This window comes from Leptolyngbya sp. UWPOB_LEPTO1 (assembly GCF_017302695.1).
GTDB classification, from domain to species: domain Bacteria; phylum Cyanobacteriota; class Cyanobacteriia; order Leptolyngbyales; family Leptolyngbyaceae; genus Leptolyngbya; species Leptolyngbya boryana.
Map to the genome: position 1 here is coordinate 181,398 of NZ_JAFLCJ010000001.1, position 26,513 is coordinate 207,910.

General features: G+C 47.5%; 22 protein-coding genes and 1 tRNA gene. 14 read left to right on the forward strand and 9 right to left on the reverse strand.

Annotation, left to right across the window (positions count from 1 at the left end; translation table 11 throughout):
• Nucleotides 1-21: 21 nt before the first annotated feature.
• The 4 genes from J0L70_RS00815 to J0L70_RS00830 form a co-directional block, all read right to left on the reverse strand.
• Nucleotides 22-1,317 carry a hypothetical protein gene (locus J0L70_RS00815; RefSeq protein ID WP_017290629.1) on the reverse strand — a complete coding sequence of 432 codons (1,296 nt, stop codon included), beginning with the start codon at nucleotides 1,315-1,317 and terminating at the stop codon, nucleotides 22-24.
• A gap of 108 nt (nucleotides 1,318-1,425) precedes the next feature.
• Nucleotides 1,426-2,808 carry a hypothetical protein gene (locus tag J0L70_RS00820; protein ID WP_017290628.1) on the reverse strand — a complete coding sequence of 461 codons (1,383 nt, stop codon included), beginning with the start codon at nucleotides 2,806-2,808 and terminating at the stop codon, nucleotides 1,426-1,428.
• 81 nt (nucleotides 2,809-2,889) lie between these two features.
• Nucleotides 2,890-4,188: a glutamate-5-semialdehyde dehydrogenase gene (locus J0L70_RS00825; protein WP_287452696.1), complete on the reverse strand. Its 1,299-nt coding sequence runs from the start codon at nucleotides 4,186-4,188 to the stop codon at nucleotides 2,890-2,892.
• 29 nt (nucleotides 4,189-4,217) lie between these two features.
• A complete protein-coding gene (locus J0L70_RS00830; RefSeq protein ID WP_268180301.1) occupies nucleotides 4,218-6,101 on the reverse strand; it encodes a cation:proton antiporter in 1,884 nt (627 codons plus the stop codon).
• Between the two features lie 179 nt (nucleotides 6,102-6,280).
• Between J0L70_RS00830 and J0L70_RS00835 the strand changes: the two genes are divergently transcribed.
• Nucleotides 6,281-7,249 carry a protochlorophyllide reductase gene (locus J0L70_RS00835; protein WP_190648847.1) on the forward strand — a complete coding sequence of 323 codons (969 nt, stop codon included), beginning with the start codon at nucleotides 6,281-6,283 and terminating at the stop codon, nucleotides 7,247-7,249.
• A gap of 307 nt (nucleotides 7,250-7,556) precedes the next feature.
• Here J0L70_RS00835 and J0L70_RS00840 read toward each other — a convergent pair whose 3' ends face one another.
• Together J0L70_RS00840 and coaE are read right to left on the reverse strand one after the other, a co-directional pair.
• On the reverse strand, nucleotides 7,557-8,144 hold the full coding sequence (locus tag J0L70_RS00840; RefSeq protein ID WP_017290624.1) for a hypothetical protein: 588 nt from the start codon (nucleotides 8,142-8,144) through the stop codon (nucleotides 7,557-7,559).
• 59 nt (nucleotides 8,145-8,203) lie between these two features.
• On the reverse strand, nucleotides 8,204-8,785 hold the full coding sequence (gene coaE, locus J0L70_RS00845) for a dephospho-CoA kinase (protein ID WP_287452697.1): 582 nt from the start codon (nucleotides 8,783-8,785) through the stop codon (nucleotides 8,204-8,206).
• A gap of 75 nt (nucleotides 8,786-8,860) precedes the next feature.
• On the opposite strand from coaE, the gene J0L70_RS00850 reads away from it, so the two are divergent.
• The 3 genes from J0L70_RS00850 to guaD all read left to right on the forward strand — a co-directional run bounded on the left by J0L70_RS00850 (nucleotide 8,861) and on the right by guaD (nucleotide 12,052).
• Nucleotides 8,861-10,474, forward strand: a complete 1,614-nt coding sequence (locus J0L70_RS00850; RefSeq protein ID WP_287452698.1) for a glycosyltransferase family 39 protein — start codon at nucleotides 8,861-8,863, stop codon at nucleotides 10,472-10,474.
• A gap of 87 nt (nucleotides 10,475-10,561) precedes the next feature.
• Nucleotides 10,562-10,642, forward strand: a tRNA-Leu gene (locus tag J0L70_RS00855).
• A gap of 96 nt (nucleotides 10,643-10,738) precedes the next feature.
• On the forward strand, nucleotides 10,739-12,052 hold the full coding sequence (gene guaD, locus J0L70_RS00860; RefSeq protein ID WP_287452699.1) for a guanine deaminase: 1,314 nt from the start codon (nucleotides 10,739-10,741) through the stop codon (nucleotides 12,050-12,052).
• On the opposite strand, the gene rarD is transcribed toward guaD, so the two are convergent.
• The gene (rarD, locus tag J0L70_RS00865; protein WP_268180309.1) at nucleotides 12,020-12,910 is read right to left on the reverse strand and encodes an EamA family transporter RarD; all 891 of its coding nucleotides are present in this window, start codon (nucleotides 12,908-12,910) and stop codon (nucleotides 12,020-12,022) included. The two genes, guaD and rarD, sit on opposite strands and share 33 nt — an antisense overlap.
• Nucleotides 12,911-13,188: 278 nt before the next feature.
• Here rarD and J0L70_RS00870 point away from each other — a divergent pair, with 278 nt between their 5' ends.
• Complete coding sequence (locus J0L70_RS00870; RefSeq protein WP_287452700.1) at nucleotides 13,189-15,207, forward strand: sensor histidine kinase; 2,019 nt, start codon at nucleotides 13,189-13,191, stop codon at nucleotides 15,205-15,207.
• On the opposite strand, the gene J0L70_RS00875 is transcribed toward J0L70_RS00870, so the two are convergent.
• Both J0L70_RS00875 and gloB read right to left on the reverse strand, forming a co-directional pair.
• Nucleotides 15,173-15,619 carry a protein tyrosine phosphatase family protein gene (locus J0L70_RS00875; RefSeq protein WP_287452701.1) on the reverse strand — a complete coding sequence of 149 codons (447 nt, stop codon included), beginning with the start codon at nucleotides 15,617-15,619 and terminating at the stop codon, nucleotides 15,173-15,175. The two genes, J0L70_RS00870 and J0L70_RS00875, sit on opposite strands and share 35 nt — an antisense overlap.
• Before the next feature lies 1 nt (nucleotide 15,620).
• Nucleotides 15,621-16,385, reverse strand: a complete 765-nt coding sequence (gene gloB, locus J0L70_RS00880) for a hydroxyacylglutathione hydrolase (RefSeq protein WP_268180315.1) — start codon at nucleotides 16,383-16,385, stop codon at nucleotides 15,621-15,623.
• 219 nt (nucleotides 16,386-16,604) lie between these two features.
• Between gloB and J0L70_RS00885 the strand changes: the two genes are divergently transcribed.
• The 9 genes from J0L70_RS00885 (at nucleotide 16,605) to J0L70_RS00925 (ending at nucleotide 26,502) form a co-directional block, all read left to right on the forward strand.
• Entirely contained in the window at nucleotides 16,605-16,829 is a 225-nt protein-coding gene (locus J0L70_RS00885) for a hypothetical protein (RefSeq protein ID WP_017290616.1), read from the forward strand.
• Nucleotides 16,826-18,115, forward strand: coding sequence for a glycosyltransferase (locus tag J0L70_RS00890; protein ID WP_287452703.1), 1,290 nt, complete (start codon nucleotides 16,826-16,828; stop codon nucleotides 18,113-18,115). The genes J0L70_RS00885 and J0L70_RS00890 overlap by 4 nt, the downstream gene beginning before the upstream one ends.
• Nucleotides 18,116-18,143: 28 nt before the next feature.
• Nucleotides 18,144-19,292 carry a glycosyltransferase family 4 protein gene (locus J0L70_RS00895; protein WP_287452704.1) on the forward strand — a complete coding sequence of 383 codons (1,149 nt, stop codon included), beginning with the start codon at nucleotides 18,144-18,146 and terminating at the stop codon, nucleotides 19,290-19,292.
• 53 nt (nucleotides 19,293-19,345) lie between these two features.
• Nucleotides 19,346-20,701 (forward strand): glycosyltransferase, encoded by a 1,356-nt coding sequence (locus J0L70_RS00900; RefSeq protein WP_287452705.1) that lies wholly within the window; start codon nucleotides 19,346-19,348, stop codon nucleotides 20,699-20,701.
• A 97-nt stretch (nucleotides 20,702-20,798) separates the two neighbouring features.
• Nucleotides 20,799-22,601 (forward strand): ABC transporter ATP-binding protein, encoded by a 1,803-nt coding sequence (locus J0L70_RS00905; RefSeq protein WP_017290612.1) that lies wholly within the window; start codon nucleotides 20,799-20,801, stop codon nucleotides 22,599-22,601.
• An 11-nt stretch (nucleotides 22,602-22,612) separates the two neighbouring features.
• Nucleotides 22,613-23,569 carry a glycosyltransferase family 10 domain-containing protein gene (locus J0L70_RS00910; RefSeq protein WP_026148948.1) on the forward strand — a complete coding sequence of 319 codons (957 nt, stop codon included), beginning with the start codon at nucleotides 22,613-22,615 and terminating at the stop codon, nucleotides 23,567-23,569.
• 2 nt (nucleotides 23,570-23,571) lie between these two features.
• Complete coding sequence (locus J0L70_RS00915; RefSeq protein WP_287452707.1) at nucleotides 23,572-24,519, forward strand: Npun_R2821/Npun_R2822 family protein; 948 nt, start codon at nucleotides 23,572-23,574, stop codon at nucleotides 24,517-24,519.
• A complete protein-coding gene (locus J0L70_RS00920) occupies nucleotides 24,516-25,394 on the forward strand; it encodes an Npun_R2821/Npun_R2822 family protein (RefSeq protein ID WP_287452709.1) in 879 nt (292 codons plus the stop codon). Before J0L70_RS00915 ends, J0L70_RS00920 begins: the two co-directional genes overlap by 4 nt.
• A 76-nt stretch (nucleotides 25,395-25,470) precedes the next feature.
• Nucleotides 25,471-26,502 carry an Npun_R2821/Npun_R2822 family protein gene (locus J0L70_RS00925; RefSeq protein WP_287452710.1) on the forward strand — a complete coding sequence of 344 codons (1,032 nt, stop codon included), beginning with the start codon at nucleotides 25,471-25,473 and terminating at the stop codon, nucleotides 26,500-26,502.
• Nucleotides 26,503-26,513: the final 11 nt, after the last annotated feature.

Consider the following 26,513-nt stretch of genomic DNA (forward strand, 5'->3'; position numbering starts at 1 on the left):
CAGCACAGTCAACCAATTTCCCTATGCTGGCGGCGCGAACGGAATCACCAGATTGATCCAGCCCAGAATTTGTAGACCCGGCGAAGAAATCGTGACGCCATCAAAGCTTGAAGTGTAAGTTCTGCCAGATTCGGCATAGTTACCACTCAGCGAGAATGGGCCAAACCCGATCGCTTGTTTTCCAGAAGCGACCTGCGTTGCAAATTCTCGATCGACTTTACTCCAATTCGCACTAATCTTCAGATCACGCACTGCAATAAACCCGATCGGCAACAGCGGAAACGAGCCAAAATTTTCTTCTAACTTTCCAGAAGATAAGCTTCCGGGCGCTTGTCCTGGCAACGTCCAGCCTGTGATTTCGAGTAACGATTTCAGCAACCAGGGGCGCGAGAAATTGACGCGACAGCATCGGAATGAGATATTCAAGTCTTTCGTTTCGGTATCGATCGCTCGATCTTCTAACGGACGCAGCTTGATTTTCTCTAAAATATCAGGTCGAATCCGACTGACTAACATTGGATTCGGTGAGATATGTTGCATTTGCAGCGCTTGTTTTGCCGTCACTGCTGGCGTTGCAAGCGTCGCCGTATTCAATGGACGAGCAACTACACGATCAAGACGAGGATTGATTCGAGTACGACGGAGAATTTCCGGATCGATTGGTAATGTTTTAATCGGCGGAGTTTCAATCGTTCCACCTGGCTTTATGCCACCTTTAGGTAACTTCCAAATCCCGTCTTTGATCCGTTTTGCGCCTCCGACGCGCACAAAGGGCGAATCTGCGATCTTCTTCGTCTGATTTGAGTTGACATTGATCTGCGTCCAAGTTTGCATGGCTGCTTCATCACACCAATTCCCAGGAGTCGCATAGGACGGACGATATGACAAAACAGGCTGAATTACACTTGCCATCTTGGTATGCTCAAACAATTGTCGAGCATTTTGCAACGTAACATTCACCGGATTGGGGGGCACTTGACCACTGGCATCCGGCGGCAATGGAATCGCATTCGCGGCTAAAGCAAACTCGTACATTTCCTCAACGGTTACGCCCGAATCGACATAAGTTGCATCGACAAGCGGAATGGCATCAATCAACGCTGAAAACATCTCAGTCGCTAAAGTCGAACCATTGGGATTTTGAGGAGTCCAGGGATTTTGGTACTGGCTGGCATCGAGTTGTTGACCGGGCCATTCCAAAGTTAAGAGCATTTCTTGCGATCGCGCATTGGGTGCGCCGGGTCGCGGAGGCTGAACTAAAGTTGAAAAAATCGTATCGTAAACAGTTTGAATGAGGGCAATTTGATCGATCGGCATCACAATCTCTCCACAGTCGATGAATCAACAGATCATCAGGCAGCACTTTCAACGATTCCCCTGATCAAAGAGGAGGTTTTCCAAGTACTGCCCGACTCGATGCGTAACCTATTCCTTCGGCGACATCGGGAGTACTGCGTTAATGAATGCCATCAATTGCAGTCCGGGAGCCGATAAAGTCCGTCCATCAAATTCAGACTGGAAGCGGAAATTCGTCGAATTCGATTCATATGATCCACCCACCGAGAATGGACCCCAACCAAAGCTACCGCCACCTTTGGTCGATTTACTAATGTAGTCTTTCTCAGCACTACTCCAAGTCGCGCTAATCTTCAAATCGCGCACGACAATAAAACCAGTCGGCAACAACGGCATAATTCTGCCATCTGCGGTCGCCGGATTACCCGAAGCAATGCTGCCTTTACCCATGACCCCATACTTCCAACCGGGCAAATCGAAGATCATCGGATTCATCCAAGGACGATCGATATTAATCCGCGCATACCGGAAGCTCACCGACAGATCATCAGTTTGACTATCCATATGCCGACGAGTTTCACTATGCGAAGCTCCGCCGCCCACACTCCACAAGCCCAAATTGAACTTCGCTCCACCGCCAAATTTCTTGAAGCTAGAGCTTTCATTTAACTGATAGCGCGAAGAGGTAAAACTCAGAGAAGACCAGCCTTGAGCAGCACTCGACGAGTACCAATTTGCCGGGAAAGCATAGCTTGCAAAGTACTTTTCAGCTTGATCACGAGCGCTGCCTTTTTCGAGCAGTACCAGTTTTTCTTGAGCATCTTTGAACACACGACCGACCTGATTTGTGGCAGACTGTGCCATTGTTGCCAGCGCGTCTTCTACGCGTTTCGCCTGAGCCGTTTGGAAATCATTCCAAGCTGTGACCAAGCGACGTTGCAGCGACGGTCCCAACATTGCCCAAGCTCGCTGATCCGCAGGTTTCGTCATGTCATACTTAGAAGACTCTGCGACAAAAGAAGCGACTGCATCAATGTAAGCATTTTGCTTGCGCTTGTAGTTTACATAAAGCATCGAATCAACATCGACTTCGATCGGTTGTCCCAAATCGTTGAAGTCTTGTCCTTTGTCATTGAGCAGATCAAATGCTGCATCGTAAGCTGCTTTGAGTGCTGGATCGACAGGTTGCGGAGTCACACTTGCACCTTCAACCACTTGTTTGTAGACTTCAGAAACTTTCTTGCCTGTGTCTACAAACGTGCCATTGACTAGCGGCACACGATCAACCAATCGAGAAAAGTTTTCAGCAGCGGCAGGAATGCCTTGTGGATTCAGCGGACTAACCGGATTTGCATACTGAGCAACATTGATCGGCTCTCCACCCGGAACCATCGTGATAAAAACTTTATCCGCCTGACTGCCAGCGGGTAGTCCACCTGGAGGGGTTTTAGTATAGGCATTAAACAGCGTGTCATAAATCGACTGCACCATTTTGGTTTCGTCAATCGCCATCTTTGGAACTCCTGTTGTTTAGGGAACGAATCTATCGTCTTCCAGGAGCCAAGCGATCGACAGTGCCCGTCTGGGTACTTCCTACAAGTCTCGATGTGTAAAGGGTTTCGCGTTTGCGCCTGAGTAAGTTGCGGCGATTTGACCATTTCCAACTAGCTGATACTTGTAAGTCACTAGCCCTTCTAACCCAACTGGACCTCGCGGCGGCATTTTCTGAGTACTAATCCCAACCTCTGCACCAAATCCATAGCGGAAACCATCGGCAAATCGAGTCGAACAGTTGTGATATACACCTGCTGCATCGACTCGATCGAGAAAATACCGCGCCGTTTTTGCATCTTCGGTTGCGATCGCTTCGGTATGTTTCGAGCCGTAAGTGTTGATATGAGCGATCGCATCTTCTGTCGAATCCACAATTTTGATCGCCAGAATCAAATCACTGTACTCGGTTGACCAATCTGCTTCGGTTGCTGCTGCAATGTTGAGAATGTCGCGCGTGCGTTCATCTCCCCGCAGTTCAACATTCTTAGCTTGAAATGCCGGAGCCGCTTCGAGGAGAAATTCTGAAGCAATCGCTTGATCCACCAGTAACGTCTCGATCGCATTACAAGCTGCCGGATATTGCGTTTTAGAATCAACTGCAATTTGAATGGCTTTGGGAATATCCGCTGCTCGATCGACGTACAAATGACAGATTCCATCAGCATGACCGAGCACTGGAATTCGCGTATTGTCTTGAACAAATTTCACAAACGAATTCGAGCCGCGAGGAATAATCAAATCCACATACTGATCAAGCTTTAATAACTCCAGTGTTTCTTCTCGCGTGGTCAAAAGTTGCACCACAGCTGGATCAATTCCTGCTTGCGACAGTCCTTCTTGAATTGCTTTGACTAATGCTTCACACGATCGAATTGCTTCTTTCCCACCTTTAAGAATCACACCATTGCCCGACTTAATCGCAAGGCTAGAAATCTGCATCACCGCATCGGGTCGGGCTTCAAAAATCACGCCTAAAACACCCAAGGGGCAAGTAATTCGCTTCAGAATCAAGCCTTCATCTAATTCGCGATGAATCTGAACCGCCCCAATCGGATCAGCGAGCTTTCCGACATCTCGAACGCCTACGATCGCAGCTTTCAGTTTTGCCTCGTCTAACTTCAATCGGGCATACAAAGCTGATGCAATTCCATCTGATTTTGCCGCTTCGCAATCTGCTGCATTCGCTGCGAGAATTTCAGCAGCATGACTTTCTAACGCATCAGCAATTTTGGCGATCGCATCATTGCGCCGTTCGGTCGGTTGCACCGCAAGCTGACGGGCTGCGGCTTGAGTTTGCTGCGCCAAAGTTGTAAGCGAAATTCCAGTCGAGGCAGTCATAGTTCAACAAGACGAATGCAACCCATCAATCATACCGAAGATTCGTCAACGCTGGCTTCAAGCACCGGAATCTCCTCGATCTCTGATAGTTTTTCTAACGTCAATTTCGTTTGATTTGAACCACCGAGAACTTTGAGTAACTTCGGTTTGGGATCATGCAAGAGATAAATTAATCGATCGCCCACTTGCCAAGTCATCTCGGCCGGACAAACTTGTAAACTATTGTCCCGTTCGAGTAAAACTGGCAGCACCGTTTCAGAGTCGATCAGCGATCGCAGATATGCCTGTTGTGCTTCAAAATTCTCGCCAAACTCCGTCTCTCCTAACTTCACGGCATTATCCGCGAGAAACTGATTCCAAGTTTTCAAATTAAACTGTGCTGTGAATGCTCCCTGAATCTTGATCGAAGCAGTCGCATCCGCCGGAAATACCGACAACACACGCGGCGGCGCAAATTCCTCGATCGCTCTTTGAGCTAAGACCAGATTCACCTCACTATTATTCGTCATTGCTAGAAAAGTTCCCACTGAAGCTAAGCCCGCTTCTTCTAAAACATCCGTATCTAAAGCACTGCGAATAAAAACTGTCAAATTCGCATCGGTAGGATAAGAGTCTGGATCAGTGTCGATCAGCGTGATCGATTCTCCGCGATCGCGAAACAATCTTGCAATCAACAAACTCAAAGGACTACATCCCACAATCACCGCGCCAGTCGTATCTTCTGCGGTAATCTTCAACAGATTCGCAAGCATCTGAGCACTCACGGATTGCAATACGACGGTTAATATAATCGTCAAAAAGACGAGTGCCTTAATCGAATCACCCCCGTTAATACCTCGTTGCGTCAGAAGAATCGCAAAAATCGACGCAACAGAAGCCGCAATAATTCCCCGGGGAGCAATCCAACTGAGAAAGATTTTTTGTCGCCAATTGAGATCACTTTTCCAAGTACAAGCGAAAACACTAATCGGACGAACTACGAACATTAAAGCGAACACTGTGAATAATCCACCCCAACCCAGAGCAAGAATTCCAGCGATCGACAAATCTGCCGACAATAAAATAAACAGTACCGAAACCGCTAAAGTCGTTAGCTGTCCTTTAAACCGTTTCAACAATCGTTCCTCGGGCAGCGCAAACGCTCTCAGCACGATGCCCGCAACCACCGTTGCCATCAATCCTGCTTCACTGCGAATCGTCTGTGCTAGCCCAAACAAGCCCCACAATCCAGCCAGAACCACTAAGGTTTTCAAGTCTTCAGAGAGAAACGTCGCCCGCCGGAGCAAAACGCCCATGAGCCAAGCTCCAATGGCTCCAATTCCACCCCCAATGCCTAAGCGGAGGATCAAATCTCCGGCAATGTTGAACGGATTCGACTGACCATTCAAAACCACATTCAACACAACCACTGCCAAAATTGCACCGATGGGGTCAATCAGCACGCCTTCCCCTTCTAAAATCGTCGCAACTTGTCGATCAACTTTTACATGCCGCAGCAGCGAGTTAATCACAACGGGGCCTGTGACCACGACTAACGCAGCATATAGAAACGCGATCGACCAAGGAAATTCACTCAACCAATGCGCGGCTAATCCTCCGCCCAATATTGTGATCAGCGTCCCGATCGTCACCAAATTCCGCAAACTGCCTGACACTCGACCCAGTTCTCTCAATTGCAGATTAAATCCGCCTTCAAACAAGATCACTGCCACCAAAAGCGCAATCAGAACTTCTAGCCCAGTCCCCAACTGATCCGGATGCAACCAATTCAGCACGCTCGATCCTAAAATCACCCCAAACAAGAGCAAAAAGACGATCGCCGGAATCTGCACCCATTCCGCAACGACCTGCGCTCCAATTCCTGCCATCACTGTGATGACAATTTGTAAGGTTGTTGCGAGCGTGGCATCCATAAACGCAGAACAAGGGGCAAGAAGACAGAATAACAGGCTTCACTCTTTAATAATGCAGCCAAGACCGGGATTATTCGCAATATTTTGTTACTCAACATTCTGTAATAGCTGAAAGGGAAATCTGCGATCGCTCATGTGGGAACATGAAGACAGTCAACGATTCACGAAGATTTAAGAAAATGGCACAGGATCAAAAACCCACGGTTGTAATTACTGGCGCGTCCTCTGGTGTCGGCTTGTACGCAGCAAAAGCTTTGGTGAAAAGAGGTTGGCATGTGGTGATGGCTTGTCGAAATTTAGAGAAGGCAGAGAGCGCTGCCAAATCTCTCGGCATGCCGCCTGATAGCTATACTCTGATGCATATCGATCTGGGTTCATTAGAAAGCGTTCGCAAGTTTGTCACCCAGTTTCGAGAAAGCGGCAAGTCTCTGGATGCTCTCGTATGTAACGCAGCCGTTTACATGCCGTTACTCAAAGAGCCGATGCGCAGCCCTGAAGGCTACGAACTGAGCGTTGCAACCAATCACTTCGGGCATTTTCTCTTGTGCAATTTGCTTCTCGAAGACCTGAAACATTCGACTCATAATGATCCCCGGTTGATCATCTTAGGAACAGTGACGGCGAACTCGAAAGAATTAGGCGGCAAGATTCCAATTCCGGCTCCAGCAGATTTGGGCGATTTGTCAGGATTAGAAGCTGGATTCAAAGCCCCGATCGCGATGATTGATGGCAAACCCTTTAAGGCAGGAAAAGCTTACAAGGATAGTAAGCTGTGCAACATGATTACTAGCCGAGAGCTACATCGTCGCTATCACGATTCGACTGGCATTGTTTTCAACACACTCTATCCAGGCTGCGTCGCAGATACACCCTTGTTCCGCAATAGTTTACCCGTCTTCCAAAAAGTCTTCCCCTGGTTCCAAAAGAACATTACGGGAGGCTATGTATCGCAAGAGCTAGCAGGGGAGCGAACTGCTCAAGTGGTCGCTGATCCTGAGTTCAAGCAGTCAGGCGTGCATTGGAGTTGGGGAAATCGGCAGAAAGAAGGACGCGAATCTTTCGTGCAAGAGTTGTCTGAAAAAGTAACTGATGACGCAAAAGCAAAACGCATGTGGGAGTTGAGCGAGAAGCTCGTTGGACTCGCTTAAATGAAGTTGCTGAATGGTGATATCGATTCGCACTTGTCCCCGCGAATCAGTAGATGAGTCCGTTCGCTTCGTTGCTCACCCGCCCCGGAATGAATTCGGGGCTAACTGTGCGAAGTCCGCTCTGGGACTAACAGCCAATGAAAACGGCTTCTTCAGTGGGTTTCAACCCACTTGGCACGGTTAGCCCGAACTTCCAGTTCAGGGCGGGTGAGCAACGAAGCAACTATCTTCAAGCGAATTGCGCCGATCTACTGAGTAATCAGAGTGGAAATTCACTAGCAGCACTACAACTCAGCCCCCTCAACAATTAAGCCAACGATTCATCATCATCCTTCTCCTCAGAAGGCAATCTCCGTCCTCGACGCTTTCTCGCTTCCATTGCTCGTTCTAGCACCGTCAGCAATCCTGGCGACTCTTCTTGCAATGCCAGCAAGAGGCGTTCCCCTTCTTCGAGATCGCCTGGATCTTCACCCGTTTCCATGACTGTTTTCAAGCGCGGCAGTGCTAACTCATCAACCAATTCGACTAAGCTCAGCAAACAGCGGTTGAACTGTCGTTCTGTCAGCAGAGCATCTTCTAACGGAAACTCAATGATCGCGCGGATTTCACCATCGGATGGATCATACTCCCACTGCAGCATCTTCGTTTCCCAAGAAATCGCTAACATGGTTTGTAAAATCGCAGTCTTATGCGGATGATTCTGAACGCCTGCTAAAACTCGTGGCGCAAACATTTCAAAGAATTCGCCATCTTCATCGAGTTGAATCACAATTAAAAAATCTTCTAAATTTGAGCCGAATACCCCAGTCAAAATTCGACTGCCCTCTTCATCAATTCGGTATTTCCAGCCTTTGGCATCGAGATAACCTGCTATTTGTTTTAATGTAGCTGCCATAATAAATTTTGTCTGAGGATTGTGCCTTGATCAGTCTATCTGGCAACGATAGCCCCTTGTCAACTGAGTCGATCGACGGCTTGATCCACTTGTTTTAATAATGCCTCTAAGCTAGTGGAATTCTCTAAAACCACCGTGGCACGATCGCACTTTTCTTGAATCGGCATTTGGCTCTGAATTCGCGCCTTGGCTTGCTCTAAACTTAATTTCTCTCGCTGCATTAATCGCTGAATTTGCTGCTGCTCAGAACAAGTAATCACCCAAATCTCCGTGACTAAATCTGTCATTTGCGCTTCAAATAACAGCGGAATCACAAACACAGTCGGTACAGTCGCATGATCACGTTCTGTCTCAAAAACTTTACGAACATACGGATGAATTTGCTGCTCTAGCCAAGCTCGCTCGCTTGGATCGGCAAAAATAATTTCTCCTAAGCGCGATCGATCGAGCGTGCCATCGAGTCGAATCAGCTTTGATCCATAGCGATCGACAATTTGCGACAGAATTGGCGAGCCGACTGCAACTGCCTCGCGTGCGACTAGATCAGCATCCACGATCGGAAAATGGTAAGTCGTTGCAAGATAGTTTGAAACGGTTGTCTTGCCCATGGCGATTCCGCCTGTAATTCCAATCACCCGCATCTGCCTTTCTCCAGAGTCCCGGTTTTAGTGTAATCTTCAGGCTGGAGTTTCGATCTTTTTCTCTTGAAGCACTGGATGAGTTTGATTGCGGTTCTGCTGATCGGTGGGGTTTTGCGATTTTGGAACCTCGACCTCAAACCGTTGTGGATGGATGAAGTCATTACCGCAATTTTCAGCTTTGGACGGAATTATGGTGAAGTTCCTTTAGAGCAGTTTTTTAATCTATCTGTTTTAGATCAGTTGTTTCAACTGAAGCCAACCACTTGCGCGAATATTGCTCAAACCGTTTCGACACAATCAGTACACCCGCCGCTATTTTTTTGCTGGATGCATCAGTGGGTGCAATTTGCTCCCGGCAATTGGATCTGGAAATTGCGATCGCTGAGCGCTGTTGCAGGCGTTGCAGCCATCTTCGGGGTGTATTGGCTCAATCGCTTCGCCTTCTCGACTTCAGCAGGCATTGCCGCCACCATGACAATGGCAGTTTCGCCTTTTGCGGTCTATCTCTCCCAGGAAGCTCGCCACTATACAGTTCCGATGCTGTTTGTAATCGCGGGATTGATGGGCTTGATTCGGATTCAACAAAATTTAGTCCAGCAGCGACACGATCCGAAGATTTGGATCGGGTGGATTCTCGTAAATGGCATTGGATTCTATGTGCATTATTTTTTAGTGCTCGCGATCGCCGCTCAGTTTTTTGCCTTAATCGTGCTGCAAATGCGCTTAAGACCTGCGACCAAGTTTTGGTGGCGGAGTTGGGGCGCGATTGTTGCCGCCGGATTTGGCATTTTTGCCATTGGGTTGCCGTGGCTGCCCACCTTTATCAGTCATATGACCCGTCCTGAAACAGATTGGTTAGCCACGTCTCAGACTGCTTGGTGGAGTTTTTTAGCACCTTTGTATCAGTTTGCGGCAGGCTGGTTGGTGATGGTAGTCGCATTTCCGGTCGAGTTTCAACCGACTTGGATCATTGTGCTGTCGAGTGTATCGATGCTGCTGTTCGCAGGATGGCTCATTTGGTGGATGATTCGCGGATTGAAGTGTCTCTGGAAAGATCCGGATACACATGGGGAAACGCTGGTCTTGATCAGTTTTGTCGGGGGAGTGCTGCTGGAATTTTTAGCGATCGTCTATGTGCTCGGCAAAGATATTACACAAGTGCCGCGATACAACTTTATTTACTATCCGGCAGTCTGTGCATTAATTGGGGCGAGTTTTTGGAAACAGCGCGCAGGCTCGCAATGGATGCTCTATGGAGTTGGCGCACTCAGTTGTATATTCGTAATCTCGAACTTAGTTTTTCTCAAGCCCTATACTCCCGATCGAGTAGCGCAAAATATCGTGACGGATCCAGACTGTCGAGCGATCGTCATGGCTTATAACGATTTTCAGGATATTGCGGTCGGCTTAGGATTTGCTCTGGCGGTTCAATCAACTGAGCAACAATCTCCCAAAAATTGTCAGCCTTCTCAATTTGCGTTTTTATCGAAAACTCAAGGAGACAGCGCAGTTTGGAGCAGATTGGCAAGTTTGTCGGCGGATGTCAAAGAGATTTGGGCGATCGTGCCTGGATTGAGAAAACGGGATTTTCCGACAACATTAGCGCTTCAGAATCGAACTTGCGCGTTAAATCCGGACTGGCAATATCGCATCGGACTACCGTATTCGGGATATAAATGCCGGAATTGAGCGTTTGATTTTCGACTCCGCTCAAAATTTTTTCCGAAATTCTTGTTACGAAATTCCCACTTCTCTGCTATTCTAAATAAGGCTTAGGCGGATGTGGCGGAATTGGTATACGCGCACGCTTGAGGTGCGTGTGGCATTGCCTTGCGAGTTCGAGTCTCGCCATCCGCATGCCTAAAGAAAAAGGGAGACATGATGTCTCCCTTTTTGCTTTTTAAAATTGATCAGTCACTAGAATAGAGGGTGCATGTTAAGAGTCCTTTCTAAATGACTGTCAAAGCTTTTCGTAGTGCCTGCTTAGATTTCGTTGCCGACCCTTTCTATACGTCTGAATCCAAATCTGTTCGCTATATTCGAGATGCCTTGTTGGTTGTAGAAAACGGCAAAATCAAAGACCTGGGAGACTATGCTCAATTAAAAGCCCAATATGCAGACATTGCTATCCAATCGCATCCCAATCATCTCATCCTACCTGGCTTCATTGATATTCATATCCATTTCCCGCAGACGGAAATGATTGCAGCTTACGGAAAACAACTGTTGGAATGGCTAGAGAAATATACTTTCCCCACAGAACGGCGATTCAAGCAGAAAACCCATGCCGACTCGATTGCCCCCGTGTTTGTGAATGAACTGCTCCGCAATGGGACAACTACGGCTTTAGTACTCGCCGCAGTATTTCCAGAATCGGCTGAAGCATTGTTTGAAGAATGCGATCGCCGAAATATGCGGATGATCATCGGCAAAGTCATGATGGATCGCAATGTGCCGGATTTTCTCAAAGATACCGCCCAATCCTCGTACGAAGACAGTAAAAGACTGATTGAGCGCTGGCATCACCACAATCGCGTCCTCTATGCAGTCACACCTCGCTTTGCTCCCACTTCCACCCCTGAGCAACTGACCTATGCGGGCAAACTCTTAGCAGAGTTTCCTGATGTTTATTTGCACACCCATCTTTCTGAGAACTTGGCTGAGATCGCCTGGGTGAAAGAACTGTTTCCAGACTGTCAAACCTATTTGGATGTATATGATCAGTTCGGTTTAGTCCGAGAACGATCGATATTCGCGCACTGTATTCATCTCAGCGATCTAGAACTTGAACGATTAGCAGAGGCAAACTCTGCGATCGCATTTTGTCCGACATCAAATACTTTCTTAGGCAGTGGCTTGTTCGACATTGAACGCTCGATCGTTCAACGGGTGAAACTTGGATTAGCAACTGATGTTGGCGGCGGCACTAGCTTTTCGATGCTGAAAACGGCGTGCGAGGCGTACAAAATTGCTCAACTCAACCATCAAACACTTTCGCCGTTCCAAGCCCTATTCTTAGCAACCTTGGGAGGTGCAAAAGCGCTCAGTTTAGATGACAAAATCGGCAACTTTGCCCTTGGTAAAGAAGCCGACTTCATCGTGATGGATCCGCGATCGACCCCGATCATGAGCCTTCGCAATCCCGAAACCATGCCGACTACTTTAGAAGAACTCGCAGATTTACTGTTCAGTTTAATCATCATGGGCGACGATCGCACCATTCATTCAACTTATCTACTCGGCGAGCTTGCTCACCGACGAGACTGAATAAAGCGCGATCGCGCTCCAGATCAGCGTAAAAGTTAGACCATGAATCGCAGTAAACGGCTCATGATAAAACAACACGCCTAATGCAAGCTGAAGGCTCGGAGCTAGGTATTGAAAAAAGCCCATCGTCGAAAGCCTCAGCCGTTTGGCTGCATTGTTGAACCACAGTAACGGCAATGCAGTCACAACTCCACATCCGATTAATAAGAGTGTCACCTGCCCATCCATCCCGAAAAACCCTGTCCCCGTCACCGCTCTATATCCAACCCACCCTAAAGCGATCGGCATCGCCAGCAAGGTTTCGACCGTCAGCCCAACAATCGGCGATACAGTGATCAGTTTGCGAAACAAGCCATAGGTGGCAAATGACAATGCTAGAAAGATAGCAATCCAAGGGACTTGTCCAAAATGCCAAACAAAATTTCCAACCGCGATCGCTGCCATCAACACAGCGAGTTTCTGCCCTCGATTTAGTCTTTCTTTCAAAATCACAGATCCTAACAGCACGCTGACTAAAGGATTGATGTAGTACCCTAAGCTGGTTTCCACAATCCGACCTGTATTGACCCCATAAATATAGACACCCCAGTTACAGGCAATGATCGCAGTCGTGGCGAACAATGCCCCCACAAGTTTTGGCGATCGCCAAAGTTCCCAAAAATTCGCGTGTTGTTTCTGTATCCGAAGCAGTCCGAGCAACAGTAAAGCTGACCAGATAATCCGATGACAGACTAATTCCACCGCAGGCACTTGCGCCAAAAACTTCCAATACACCGGAAACAGTCCCCACGCAGAGTACGCTAAAACTGCATAAAGAATTCCAGTCTTTGACGATTCAGCAGGCTGATGCAAAATCACAACCAATAACAGCAGGGCTATTATAGCGATCAGATTTCAGCCCCAACTAAACACAACTTCACCAACAGGAAGGATGACAGCGCCCCCGCAACTCTGCCCTACGGTAGACGAACAATTTATCACGCTTACTATATTCTAGGTAAGCACCCGTACCCGCACCAATTTTTAGGCATGATTTAGTTCAAAAAAGTCCTAAACTTAGTCCTACCAATTCATTAACCAACCTGACAGCCCAAACTATCTGAGTTGTCGGCTCGTTTATGTTATAGCGTTCACCTATGCCGCCTCTGCTGTCTTATGTCCCAGATTCTCAGCTTAGTAAATGGAGAGCGATATCTATTTATGCGAGTACAGTCATCACGTTGATTGGGAGTCTCGTTCTAGCTGGGTGGTTTTTCAATCTTTCCTGGTTGCGAAACATTCTGCTAGTTGGAACCACGAGCATGCGGACGGGTGCTGCTGCCAGTTTCGTTGCAGCTGGATTATTTTTACTTCTCACAATCTCCCCTGTCGAGCGGCGATCGAAAGCCTTAGATCATTTCAAATTCATTGCCGCAGTCGTGCCTCTACTGATTGGTGCAATCGCGCTGCTTCAATCTACCTTTGATGAAAGTTTAGCTCTAGGACAGTTTTTTGCTCCATCCGAGGAAGAGGAGCGAATTGGCATCAATGCTGCAGTGAATTTTGTTTTAACTGGACTCGCGTTATTGGCGCTAAAGTTTCGACGATCGCGAGCAAGATGGTTTCAAGGGTTAGCTTGCGCAATTGGCACGATTGCACTCCAAGCCTTAATCGGATATGTCTACGGAGTACGACTGTTATATCAAATTGATCTGTCTGCCCCCTCGATGGCGTTTCCGACTGCGATCGCATTTATTGGAGTCGCGATCGCGCTGCTTTGTATTGCGCCAGATCAAGGACTGATGAAATCGATTAGCAGTCCTCTAGTCGGAGGAATCGTTGCACGAAGAATTTTGCTGGTCATTCTGATTTTCCCATTATTGTTAGGTTGGCTCGTATTACAAGGCTGGAAGCTTGGCTGGTATGATGTAGCGTTCGCGATTTCTGGCTTAGTGTTGATTCTGATTCTGATTTCGTCGGTATTTATCTGGAAAACCGCGAAGATTCTCAATCGTGAAGACCGACAACGGCGGGATGCAGAAGGACAGTTAAAAACAGCATTAGAAACTTTACAAGATCGAGAAGACCGCATTAGTCGCCTCGCAGATGCCAATATTATTGGCATTTTATTTGGAGATGTAGAAGGTGGAATTCATCGCGCCAACGATGAACTGCTACGGATTATTGGCTACACTCAGCAAGAGCTTGAAGCAGGACAAATCAACTGGATCGACATTACCCCCCCAGAATTTTTGCCCTTGGATGAAATGCATGTCGCGGAGGCACAGGCGCGAGGAGCTTGTACACCTTATGAGAAGGAATACATCCGGCGAGATGGGCAGCGAGTTCCTGTATTGATTGGCTATGTGTTGGTCGGAGAGAAACGCCGCGATTCGATCGCATTTATTGTGGACTTAAGAGAGCGCAGACGCTTAGAAGATTCACTGCGCCAACGAACAGAAGAGTTAGAACGAGTCAATCGGCTCAAAGATGAATTCTTAGCCGTACTTTCTCACGAATTGAGAACTCCGTTGAATCCCATTCTGGGCTGGGCGCAGATGCTCAAAACACAGCGATTGGATACCACAAAAGCAGCACAAGCTCTAGAGACGATCGAGCGCAATGCCAAGCTCCAACTCACATTGATTGACGAGCTACTCGATGTCTCTCGAATTCTGCAAGGTAAGCTCAATCTGCGCGCTGCACCTGTCGATTTAGCGGCAGTCGTGGAAGGAGCAATCAGCACAGTTTATCTAGCAGCAGAGTCGAAAGCCATTTCGATAGAATTTTTGCACGATCCTCAGCCAGTAATGGTGCGTGGCGATAGCGATCGACTGCAACAAGTCGTATGGAACGTGTTATCCAATGCAGTGAAATTCACGCCTGCTTCTGGAAACGTGACAATTCATCTTTCTACATCTCCAACCGAGGCGAAACTGACCATCAGCGATACTGGGCGGGGCATTTCTGCCAGTTTTCTGCCCTATGTATTTGATAATTTCCGACAAGAAGACGGCAGTTCGACTCGCAGTTTTGGGGGCTTAGGCTTGGGACTTGCGATCGCGAAACATTTGATCGAACTGCATGGTGGAGTGATTCAAGCGAACAGTTTAGGGGAGGGCAAAGGTGCAACTTTTACGATTAAGTTACCGCTGCTTTCTGAACAGCTTCTATAAATTTCTGCCAGGTTTCATTCGGGTGCCAGATCTTTAGCAAATCCGCTTTTGCCTGCTCTTCACTCAGGTGTTCGTGCAATTTTCGGTATAGATACACAAAAGCTGAGACTCGCATATTTTTTGCACAATGCACAAAGACGGATTCATGTTGAGAGTGCTGCATTATGTTCGAGAATTGCTCAAAATCTGCGATCGTCGGCTGCTCCCAAATCACCGGAATGTGAAAATACTGCATTCCCGAGGATTCTACAATTTCGCGTTCCTGTGCGATCGCGCCTTCTGAAGTGGGAACAGCGAGATTGATCACAACGGTATAGCCTGCCTCTTTGATGACTTGAAATTGTGAGATCGTGGGTTGTCCAGCCGTTGCAAGACCCTCGCGAATCTGTACAAAATTTTGAATGGCTTCCATATTAAAAATGATCCTTTTTCTGACGCAGTGCCGCGAAGGTTTCAACGTCTCCAGTTCGCCCCATTGCTGTTTGAAGTTCAGGCGTATCCCATCTCAAAAATGGATTAATTCGTTTCTCCAAGCCCAAATCTGCCGGAATCGTTGCCTGATTTTGAGCCGATCGCACTTCCGCAAATCGCGCTTGCAACTCCGAATTTTCTCGATCGACTGTCATCGCAAATTCCAAATTACTCAACGTATACTCATGCGCGCACCAAACCCGCGTCCGATCCGGCAATGCTCGAATCTGCTTCAACGACGCTAGCATCTGAGCAGGCGTGCCCTCTTTCAGGCGTCCACACCCCGCCGAAAAGAGCACATCCCCACAAAATAGCTCTCCCCCTTCATCGGCAACTGGCGCAAAATAATAGGCAATATGCCCATGCGTATGTCCAGGGAGAAACAGCACCTCAGCCTCACGATCGCCAAACTTCACCCGATCCCCTGCATCTAATTCCACCTGCTGTCCTGGAATTCGACCGCGATCGTGCCGACCCGCATAAACGACCGCATTTGGAAATCGCGCTAACACCTCTAAATTGCCATCCACATGATCCCAGTGATGATGCGTATTGAAAATGGCAACCACTTCTGCGCCTAATTCTTCAACCTTTTGCAAAACCTGTTTTGCCTCACCCGGATCGACGATCGCCGCGATTTGCTGAATCGCATCGTAAAGTAGAAAAATATAGTTAGTAGAAAGTGCCGAAATCCGATAAATTTGCATATAGCTAAAGAAAATGACAGTGTTTGTTCCGAGCCTGAAATCGTCAATACTAACGAGAGCCTCTCAAGATTTTACAAAGTCTTGATGGAATTCTCATCCGACCTTTGTGTGTCCCCCGCAAAAACGCGTAACAGTAGAAAAGGATAAAAGTCATCGTACTTTTGTCTTATTTTGACTTGTGTTTGACGTGCCCCAGTTAGACAGCAAAGCGACGATTCTATGGTAAGAGCAACTCAAAATCGATCTAATCTTCCAATTCAGCGCATCCTCGATCGCATTCTTCAACTTCAAACGATCAACCGATACGAGCATCTCCACCTCGCATCTGCCCTCCTTGCCAATCAACGTCTCACACCCGAAGAACGGCGACAGATTAATCAAATTTTTGATTACATCCAAACGGGTCAAATCAAACTTGTAGACGAAGGATTCTCGCCCACATGAACGTAATTCAAGCCAGTGCTTGGTTTCCGCCGGATTCGTTTGGCGGGGTTGAAGTCTATCTCGATGGTCTTGTTCAAGATCTCAGAGCACTCGGTTTGAATTCTTCAGTTGCAGCAGCAAGATCCATTTCAGATCCCACGATCGAGCAATATCACGAAACTGAGGTCTATCGCTACCCGGCTCAAGACCTCAAAGCCTTCCAAACCTGGCTGAGTCAGCACAAAGGTGAAATTTACCACCAACACACGCTAACCGCAGGCTGTGGCATTCCCCATTTACGCAGTGCGAAACAGTTGGGAATGAAAACAGTCGTTACGATTCACATGCCCGATTTAGCCTGCTTACGTGGAACGATGATGCAAGGTGGCAATTCTGCTTGCAATGGCAAAATTGATCCGGCGAAATGTAGTGCCTGTTTAGGAGTTTCCAAGCGAGTTCCGACTTGGGCAGCCCAGGGATTGAGTTATTTACCGAGTGCGATCGCAACTCAAGCGCGCGATCGCTTACGCCAATCTTCGGATATACGGTTGCGCCAATTAGGAACGACGATCGCGACTCCAGCGCAAGTGCGAGTGCAGCGTCAGCAGTTTGATCAAGTCTTGAAATTGAGCGATCGCATTGTCGTCGTTTGCCAATGGCTCTACGATGCCTTTGTCCTCAATGGCGTTCCTGCATCTCAATTGGTGCTGAGTCGCCACGGAGTTTCAGTCGATGCGATCCCTCAAAAATCATGGGTGACACGTCCCATTCGGATTGGATTTCTCGGGCGCTGGCAAGAAACGAAGGGCGTGCAAATTCTCGTCGAAGCCCTGCAATCGATCCCAAATGTTCCCGTCGAGTTGATCATTCATGCAACTCACGCCGATCAGCATGGTGCAGCAAATCGTGAAAAAGTGATGGCGATCGCTCAACACGATGCCCGGATTCAAATCAGACCACCACTCGCTCGAACCGAAATTAGTTCAGCAATCGCGAATTTTGATTTGCTGGCTGTCCCTTCGCAATGGTTAGAAACCGGTCCTTTGGTTGTACTGGAATCATTTGCTGCTGGCACGCCTGTGATCGGATCAGATTTAGGAGGCATTCAAGAGTTAGTCAAACATGGAGTCGATGGTTGGCTTGTGCCTGCCACAGATTCTCAAGCTTGGGCAAGCGCGATCGCGGATTTTGCCGAACATCCAGAGAAGATTACTCAGTTCAAACAAAACATTTCACCCGTAAAAACACGGCAAGCGGTTGCCCAAGAGATGATACAGCTTTATCAAAGCTTGATGCGGGAACACTAGCTTTCGTTGGGCTGCCTCCGTCTTAACGATGAAAGTTTCTATTCTTACGCCTAATTTTGCGAAAGGGGGGGTCGATCGTGCGTATCTGCTCGCCCAAGTTCTCAAAACGCTCAATCATCAGGTTGAAATTCTCGGATTTCTGTTTGGTGAAAAAATCTATCCCGAACCGCCGACTGATTTACCGATCGTCTGTTTACCGGGCGGTCAATATCCGCAATTTTTTAAGACTGCGGCGCAACTGATAAATCGCATTGATGGCGATCTGATATATGCCGTCAAACCGAAGCCGACGAGCTTTGGCGTTGGCTTACTGAAAAAAATGCGATCGCAGATTCCAGTCATGCTCGATATCGATGATTGGGAACTGAGCTGGATTGGTGAAAAGCAGTATCGACCTGGACTCAGACAATTCGGACGAGACTTACTGAAAAAAGATGGCGCACTGCGATCGCCAGATCATTTCCTCTACTTGCAATGGATGGAGGAGATGATTCAGCAGGCTGATAGCATTACAGTCGATACAACCTTTCTACAAAAACGCTTTGGTGGAACTTACCTCCCAAACGGCAAAGATACTGACATGTTTGATCCAAGCCGTTTCGATGCTGAAGCCAGTCGGCAGAAATATGGCTTATCAGAGTACCGAGTCTTGATGTTTCCTGGAGCATCGCGTCCGCATAAAGGATTAGAAGATGTCCTCGTTGCGTTAGAAAAATTGAACCAACCAGATTTGCGCTTAGTCATTGTTGGAGGAAGTCCTTATGATGACTACGATCGACATCTGCTCGACACCTGGGGCAACTGGGTGATTAAAATTCCACCCGTTCCGTTTTGGCAAATGCCTGAGATTGTTGCAGCGGCGCATGTCGTCGTCGTTCCGCAGCGTGACACCGTGACCGCGCAAGCTCAATTCCCAATCAAGCTAACTGAGGGAATGTCCATGGCAAAACCCATTTTGGCAACTCGGGTAGGAGATATCCCAGAAATTTTAGCGGGCACTGGCTTTCTTGTTGATCCCCAATCGCCTGATCAAATTGCTGAAAAGTTAAATGAGATTTTCCAAGATTGGGACGCGGCACAGGTTCGAGGCAATCAAGCCAGAGAGCGGTGTTTAGCCCATTACAGTGTCGAAGCAATGGCTCCGATTGTAGAAAATTTACTGTCACAGATTGTTTAATCACTTCGTTTTACCCCAACATCGGGGATTACTCGCCGTCCACAATCCAAACAATGAACATTATTCACGCAGTTAGTGGTTTCCCTCCCGATGCTTATGGCGGAACCGAAGTCTATGTTGCTAAGCTCACCGATTGCTTACACAGCCGAGGTGTTGACTCGATCGTGGCTGCTCCCCGCGAAGGCAATGAATCACACTTCTACCATCACAATACAACTGAAGTCTATCGCTATCCTGTTCCCACCAATCCGCCCCTCGACCAATGGCAAGAACTTGTCCCCCACGACCACTTTGAAGCCTTTGCAACCTGGCTCAAACAGCAATCCGCCCCGATTTTTCATCAACATTCCTACCGTTTCGACTGTGGCTCGCATCATCTACGTTTAGCCAAGCAACTCGGCATGAAAACAGTGATGACGCTCCACACTCCAGAGCCAATTTGCTTACGTCAGACCATGATGCGAAACGGAGCCGAACCTTGCGACGGCAGAATTGATGAGGCTCAATGCGGAGTCTGCTTAGGCATGTCTGACAAAGTTCCTGCGACGATCGCGAAAACCCTCGGACATCTGCCCCCGCATCTCGCTCAGCAGATGAAAAAATCTCTGCATCAATTTCCCTCTCCACGCGTTCGTCAACTTGGGACAACGTTTGCAACCCCAACTTTAGTCGCTCAAAATCGCCGCAGAGTTTTGGAAATGGCAGACCTGTGCGATCGCATCGTTGCAGTTTGTCACTGGATGTACGATGTGCTTCTGAGAAATGGCATTCCGGCTGAGAAGATTGTGCTTTGTCCTCAAGGTTCGCCGATTCCACACCAACACTTTGCCCCTAAATCTCTGAGTCAGCCCTTAAAGCTTGGATTCCTGGGACGCTGGCATGAAACAAAAGGCATTCACATTTTAGTAGAAGCTATGCAAAAGCTACCGCGAGACATTCCAGTGACCCTGACGTTACATGGCTCACTTCACGGCAAGTTTCACTCGGGTAGCAAAATCTTAGATCGCGTCAAAGAAATTGCCGAACAAGACGATCGCATTCAGATTAAACCCCTCTTACAGCGGGAAGAAGTCATCCCTGCGATCGCAAACTTCGATTTACTGGCAGTGCCATCGCAATGGTTTGAAACCGGACCTTTAGTCGTTCGAGAAGCTCATGCCGTCGGCACACCCGTCATTGGATCGGATCTGGGTGGAATCGCTGAACTCATCAAACATGGCGTTGATGGCTGGCTTGTGAAAGCAAATGATGTCAATGCTTGGAGAGATGCGATCTCTGAGCTAGCAACTCACCCCGAAATCGTTGCAAAACTTTGCCAGGGAATCGCACCTGTTCGCACCTTTGAAGAGGTTGCCGACGAAATGCAAACGATGTATCAAAGCCTCGTTTCTCAAGAAGCCCTCGTTTAGCTGTTGTCTGTCTTGATCTGGCGGGATAACTAAAAGCAGTTCTTCATCCGTGCTTGATGATCGACGCTTTCAATTTGTTGTTTGCCCAATCCGATCCATGTTGCCCAACCAATTGCTGCTTAAGTTTGCCCTGCGTCATCCCCTTCCATTAATTGGAACAATCGTCTTGGGATTTTCGGGAGCCTTATTCAATGGTGTGAGCACCATGCTGATGATCCCAGTGGTCTTGGGATTGTTGGGTCAAGAGATTAATCTCAAAGGCGCACCTCCCCTGTTACAACAAGCCTTTGCAAGCTTTGAGCATTTGGTCGGAGATGCAAGATTTCTCACCATGATGGCATGTGTCCTGGTCGCAATCTTGCTCAAAAATGTGACAAGTTATGCCAGTACTTTGACTTCTGGGCATTTATCAAGGGCATTGGTAAGCGACATTCGCAAAGAAGGATTAAGACTGCTGTTAGATGTTGATCTAGAATTCTATGTCAAAACGAAAGTCGGCGACTTGATTAATCGCTTAGGCGGCGAAGTGGGCGCAACCGCAACCGCAATTCGGACAGCAGTACAAATGCTGTCCACTGTAATTACTATCTTTGTTTTTCTGATCATTCTGCTGTCGATCTCTTGGCAACTGACGATCATTTCGACCGTTTTGCTCGCGATCGCGTCACTGTCTAACAGCTTCTTCGTCAAACGTGCTGAGAAGTTTGGACAGCAGTTATCTGACCAATCACGCGACTATTCAGTTGCAGTCCTCGAAATGCTGTCTGGAATTCGCCTCGTCAAATCAACCGCCAGCGAAAGCCGAGAGTATCAAAAGCTAGAACAACTCATCCACGCCCGCGAAGATGCTGATTTTCGATCTCAAGCGAACGCTTCCCTGATTCCACCCGTCAATGAAATGATTGGAATCTTGGTGATTGTTGCGATTTTGCTATTAGGTCGTCTCTTCTTTCGTGGTCAGATTGAAGCGCTTTCTGCAATCCTGCTGACTTATCTCTTAATTTTGTTCCGAATGTTGCCATTTGTCGGGCAGTTAAACAACGCGCGAGGCGCTTTTGCGAATCTAGCCCCGAGCGTCTCGGTCGTGAATGAATTTCTCCGACGTGATAACAAGCCCTTCATGTCAAAAGGTCATATTCCTTACACCGCAATGACAGAAGGGATTCGCTTCGAGAATTTATCGTTTACCTACCCAGGACACGATCGACAAGTTTTAAATCAGGTCAATCTCTGGCTCCCAAAAGGCACGACCCTCGCATTAGTCGGATCATCCGGTGCAGGTAAGTCAACGCTAGCAGATCTACTGCCAAGGTTTTATGACCCGACCGCAGGCAGAATTTTACTCGACGATCGCGATCTCAAAGACTTTGAACTTTGCACGCTTCGGCAATCAATGGGCATCGTCAGCCAAGATACGTTCTTATTCAACGATTCAGTTCGCAATAACCTTGCCTATGCCCGTCGAGATGCAAGCGATGAGCAAATTATTGCAGCAGCAAAGCGGGCGAATGCTTACGAATTTATCGTGAAACTGCCCCAAGGCTTTGATACGTTGATTGGCGATCGCGGAGTGATGCTATCTGGCGGGCAACGACAGAGACTCGCGATCGCCCGAGCCTTACTGCGCGATCCCGAAATCCTGATTCTCGATGAAGCGACTTCTGCCTTGGATACCGTTTCTGAGCGATTAGTTCAGGGCGCGATCGATGAATTGAGGCGCGATCGGACGACGTTAGTCATTGCTCATCGCTTGTCTACTATCCAGACCGCAGATCAGATTGCCGTGCTAGACAAAGGGCATGTGGTCGAAATCGGCACTCATGCAGACCTATTGAAGCAAGGCGGACTCTATGCTCAGCTTCATTCGATGCAATTTTCAGAAGAACCTCAGACCGTTTAGGACATAAGACGATGGGAAAAACAATTGTAGGAATGGCAAGTAGCTATGTCGGGTTGAAGCCTAGCCCGACAGATTGGTTGTGGCAGCAGTCTCCTTATCCATTCGGACATTGGGGCAACATTCAACTTGATGCTTCTGCCGAAACGCCAGATTTTTTACTGTTATATCAGTTCGATTTTCCCCGGCGTAAAGTCGATACCTCATGGCGCGCTCGGTTCCGCAAGCCTCAGCCCTTACCCGATGTTACCCCTCAATTCAAAGGCGTTGCAAAAGAACGCATGATTTATCTTTTGCGTGAACCGCCGTTAGAAGAAATTGTTCACATCACAAAAGAGAACTACGAAAAGGCAAGCCAGTATTGTGCTTATGTTTCAGGCCCAGACGATTTTGCACCGATACCCGATTACATGCCCGCAATTTGGTATTTAGGCAATACTTTTCGCGAACTCAATGAGATGCCACCCCCTGAAAAAATTCGGACTTGTAGCTGGATTACTTCAGGCATCAGTCGAACTGAGAATCACCGCAAACGGCTCGCATTTCTCAAAATGCTGCAAGAGAACAAGGTTGATTTTGATCTCTATGGTCGCGATTTACCCGAGTGGGCAACCACAACCGGGAGAATTGGCGGAAAGTGGTATGGCATGGCTCCGTATTACTACAATTTGTCGATCGAGAATTATGCCGAGAATGATTGGTATGTCACTGAGAAGCTATGGGATGCTTTGCTATCTTGGTGTTTACCGATTTACTATGGCGGCTCAGCAGCCGATAAATTACTGCCTCCAGGTAGTTTTCTGCGTCTACCCAGCATGGACGAGAAAGGCATGAAATACATTCAAGAAGTAACGGCAACGCCGGATGCCTGGTTTGAAGCAAGAGACGCGATCGCAGAAGCACGCCAAGTCATCTTGCACAAGTTGAATCTGATGAATTGGCTATCTGAGTATGTGGAGCGGGTGTCTTAGTCATGAATGGAATTTGTACGCTGGCAAACGATCGCGTTTTTGATCAATTAGTCGCCTTGCTCAATAGTATTGAAGTAAATGTGGGTCGAGATATTCCGGTTTGTATCTATCCCTTTGATGATCAATTAGATCGCATTCGCACAGAGATTCAGAATCGTCCCAATGTCATGCTGTATGACGATCAGGAATCGATTCGGCAGTGGGATGAATTTATGCGGCAGATTGATCCCACCAAGCTCAATCAGAAAGAGCGTCTGTATGGAGCACATCGGCGATTTTGTGCGTTTGATGCTCCATTCGATCGCTTTATTTATATGGATGCAGATACCTTGGCAATGAGTTCAATGGCTCACATCTTTGCCTTGTTAGAGAATCACGATTGGGTGGTGTATGACTTCCAATTTCTTGATCCGAGCAAGATTTACAACACTGAGTCACCAAAGCTGCATGAAGTCTTTTCAACCGATCGAATTAACAAAGAGATCTTCTGTTCAGGCTTCTATGCCAGTAAGCGAGGACTTTTTAACTTAGAACAGCGTGAAGATTTTATCCAGGCATTGCAATCAGGCGATCGAGAAATTCTCTACGGTGGAGCAGGTGAGCAACCTGTGATCAATTACATGGTGATGAAATCGGGCATTAAAACCTGCAATCTAGCTCACCTTTTACCTTATGGAGAATCGACGGGCTGTTCTGTCACTTCCAACCATTTCGAGGAGAGAGAGCACATTCTATATGACCGAGGTAGACAACTGACCTATTTGCACTATATCGGAGTGAAGCCGCAACGGATGGAGCAAGTTGCGAAGGGTGAAGCTGTTACTTTCCCGTATCGAGATCTGTTTCTCTACTATCGCTTTTTGCATGAGCCAGAAAAGCGTCCAGTTTTGACTCAGGTTCAAAGTCCAACATTCGTTCAGAAAGTTCTACAAAAGCTGAGGATCGCATGAAACGAGGAATTTATATTGTCGCCAACGACAAGGTGATCGAGAATGCGATCGCGCTTCTCAACAGTATTCGATTGTTTGATCAAGAAGTACCTGTGTACTTGATTCCGTTTAATGACGAGTATCATCAAGTCCTCGAAACGCTGCATCGATTACATCAAGTCGAGCTATTCCCCGATTTAGCATTGCTAGAACGAATCACCAACCGAGTGGGTGAGATCTTCGATCGAGATTTTCTCAAACTGCCCAACAAAATGAGAAAGCTCGCGACTTGGTTCGGGGTCTTAGATGAGTTTCTCTATATTGACACTGATATTGTTGTATTCGACAAGATTGCAGATACGCTCAATCATTTGTCTGAGTGCGATTTCTTCTGCTGTGACTATCACTATTCGAGCGAAGGGTTGAGAAATATTTTCTCTGAAATCGTCAAAGACACAATTTTTACCCCGGAAGCACTGCAAGATGTCTTTAATAGCGGATTTTGGGGATCGCGTCGGGGAGTGATCAGCGAAGAACAACTTTACGACGTTCTGAAAGATTGCGCGCAACATCGGGAGTATTTTGACTTTACCCAAGGAGTAACGGATCAGCCGATTCTGAACTATCTGATACTGAAGTGTTTTGATCGACGAATGAATTTGGTTAAACCGCCAGAGAATGCTCCTGGAAGTTGGGCAGGATCAAAGCATTTTGAAAATCGGCAGTACGTTTTGTACGATCGCGCTCAAAAGCTGAAGTATTTGCATTGGGCAGGAATTTCGATTCGACCCGGCGCGCCTTACTGGGACGTGTGGGAACATTACCGCTATTTACATGAACCGGAGACGGCTCTCTGGCGCAAATTCTCGCGTTTCATTCCCTTTGCAAATCGCTAGGCATGGATGCGAGATCGGCAAAATACCTCTCCTGACAATTTGTGAGTCAATATCTCAACTCAAACTGGCATGACTTATGGACGGAATCTACATCCTGGCAAATGACTACGTTTACGATCAGCTCGTTGCACTGCTCAATAGCATTGAAACGAATATCAGTCCAACGATGCCAGTTTGTATTCTGCCGTATGACGATCGCTTAGACAAAGTGCGATCGCTGATTGCAGCCCGTCCGCAAGTTTCTCTGTTTGAGAATCACGACTCGATTCAACGTTGGGAACAGTTCGCAACTGAAGCTTGGCAGTCTCACGATCGGGCACAGAAAACCTGGCGCGAACGCGAACTACCGACCGTCTATCGCCTTGCCATGCACCGCAAACTCTGCTGCTTTGATGGTGAATTTGATCAATTTATTTATTTTGATGCGGATACCCTTGCTCTTGGTTCGGTCGCTCCTATTTTTCAAAAGCTGGATGACTATGATTGGGTCACGAACGACTATCAGTATTCTTCTGATTTGAAATACATCTTTGACGGCTCCCAAGCAGACCTACTGAACGTATTTACACCTGAGACACTCAAGAATATTTTCTGTGCGGGTTGGTTCGCCTCTAAGAAAGGCGTATTTACCGATGAAATCCTGCGATCGCTGCTAGACTCTCTCAAATCTGGAGAAGCAGATTTGATGGCGCTTTGGGGACCGGATCAATCTTTGATGAACTACATGGTGCTCCGTAGTCAAATTTCCTACTACAACTTTGCGTCCACGGGGACTGCACCCGGTTCTCACTGGTCAAGCTCATTTGAACAACAAGATCACGTCCTCTATGACAAAGGACAGAGACTAATGTACTTGCACTATATGAGCGTTGCCACCGCTCACTTCAATCGCCTCTGCCAGGGCGAAGAAGCGCAAATTCCTTACCGTGACCTCTTCTTGTATTATCGCTACCTCAACGCGCCTGAAAGCCGCCCACAGCACTTCAAATCTCCAGATCCATTCACTCAGGCTCGATCGCATATCACCCGCTTCTATCAGCAGAAAATGGGGAATCTAAACTACCGATTCCGTAAACTCAAGCAGCAGTTGAACAAAACACAACTTTAAAGCGTCAATTC

Bases quoted from the DNA above. Each gene is read 5' to 3' on its own strand.
- J0L70_RS00925 (WP_287452710.1), top strand. From the start codon at position 25,471: ATGGACGGAATCTACATCCTGGCAAATGACTACGTTTACGATCAGCTC.
- J0L70_RS00875 (WP_287452701.1), bottom strand. From the start codon at position 15,619: ATGGAAGCCATTCAAAATTTTGTACAGATTCGCGAGGGTCTTGCAACG.
- J0L70_RS00905 (WP_017290612.1), top strand. From the start codon at position 20,799: ATGTTGCCCAACCAATTGCTGCTTAAGTTTGCCCTGCGTCATCCCCTT.
- J0L70_RS00885 (WP_017290616.1), top strand. From the start codon at position 16,605: ATGGTAAGAGCAACTCAAAATCGATCTAATCTTCCAATTCAGCGCATC.
- gloB (WP_268180315.1), bottom strand. From the start codon at position 16,385: ATGCAAATTTATCGGATTTCGGCACTTTCTACTAACTATATTTTTCTA.
- J0L70_RS00835 (WP_190648847.1), top strand. From the start codon at position 6,281: ATGGCACAGGATCAAAAACCCACGGTTGTAATTACTGGCGCGTCCTCT.
- J0L70_RS00920 (WP_287452709.1), top strand. From the start codon at position 24,516: ATGAAACGAGGAATTTATATTGTCGCCAACGACAAGGTGATCGAGAAT.
- J0L70_RS00895 (WP_287452704.1), top strand. From the start codon at position 18,144: ATGAAAGTTTCTATTCTTACGCCTAATTTTGCGAAAGGGGGGGTCGAT.
- J0L70_RS00820 (WP_017290628.1), bottom strand. From the start codon at position 2,808: ATGGCGATTGACGAAACCAAAATGGTGCAGTCGATTTATGACACGCTG.
- J0L70_RS00915 (WP_287452707.1), top strand. From the start codon at position 23,572: ATGAATGGAATTTGTACGCTGGCAAACGATCGCGTTTTTGATCAATTA.
- J0L70_RS00910 (WP_026148948.1), top strand. From the start codon at position 22,613: ATGGGAAAAACAATTGTAGGAATGGCAAGTAGCTATGTCGGGTTGAAG.
- coaE (WP_287452697.1), bottom strand. From the start codon at position 8,785: ATGCGGGTGATTGGAATTACAGGCGGAATCGCCATGGGCAAGACAACC.
- J0L70_RS00870 (WP_287452700.1), top strand. From the start codon at position 13,189: ATGCCGCCTCTGCTGTCTTATGTCCCAGATTCTCAGCTTAGTAAATGG.
- J0L70_RS00825 (WP_287452696.1), bottom strand. From the start codon at position 4,188: ATGACTGCCTCGACTGGAATTTCGCTTACAACTTTGGCGCAGCAAACT.
- guaD (WP_287452699.1), top strand. From the start codon at position 10,739: ATGACTGTCAAAGCTTTTCGTAGTGCCTGCTTAGATTTCGTTGCCGAC.
- J0L70_RS00900 (WP_287452705.1), top strand. From the start codon at position 19,346: ATGAACATTATTCACGCAGTTAGTGGTTTCCCTCCCGATGCTTATGGC.
- J0L70_RS00815 (WP_017290629.1), bottom strand. From the start codon at position 1,317: ATGCCGATCGATCAAATTGCCCTCATTCAAACTGTTTACGATACGATT.
- J0L70_RS00830 (WP_268180301.1), bottom strand. From the start codon at position 6,101: ATGGATGCCACGCTCGCAACAACCTTACAAATTGTCATCACAGTGATG.
- J0L70_RS00840 (WP_017290624.1), bottom strand. From the start codon at position 8,144: ATGGCAGCTACATTAAAACAAATAGCAGGTTATCTCGATGCCAAAGGC.
- J0L70_RS00890 (WP_287452703.1), top strand. From the start codon at position 16,826: ATGAACGTAATTCAAGCCAGTGCTTGGTTTCCGCCGGATTCGTTTGGC.
- J0L70_RS00850 (WP_287452698.1), top strand. From the start codon at position 8,861: ATGAGTTTGATTGCGGTTCTGCTGATCGGTGGGGTTTTGCGATTTTGG.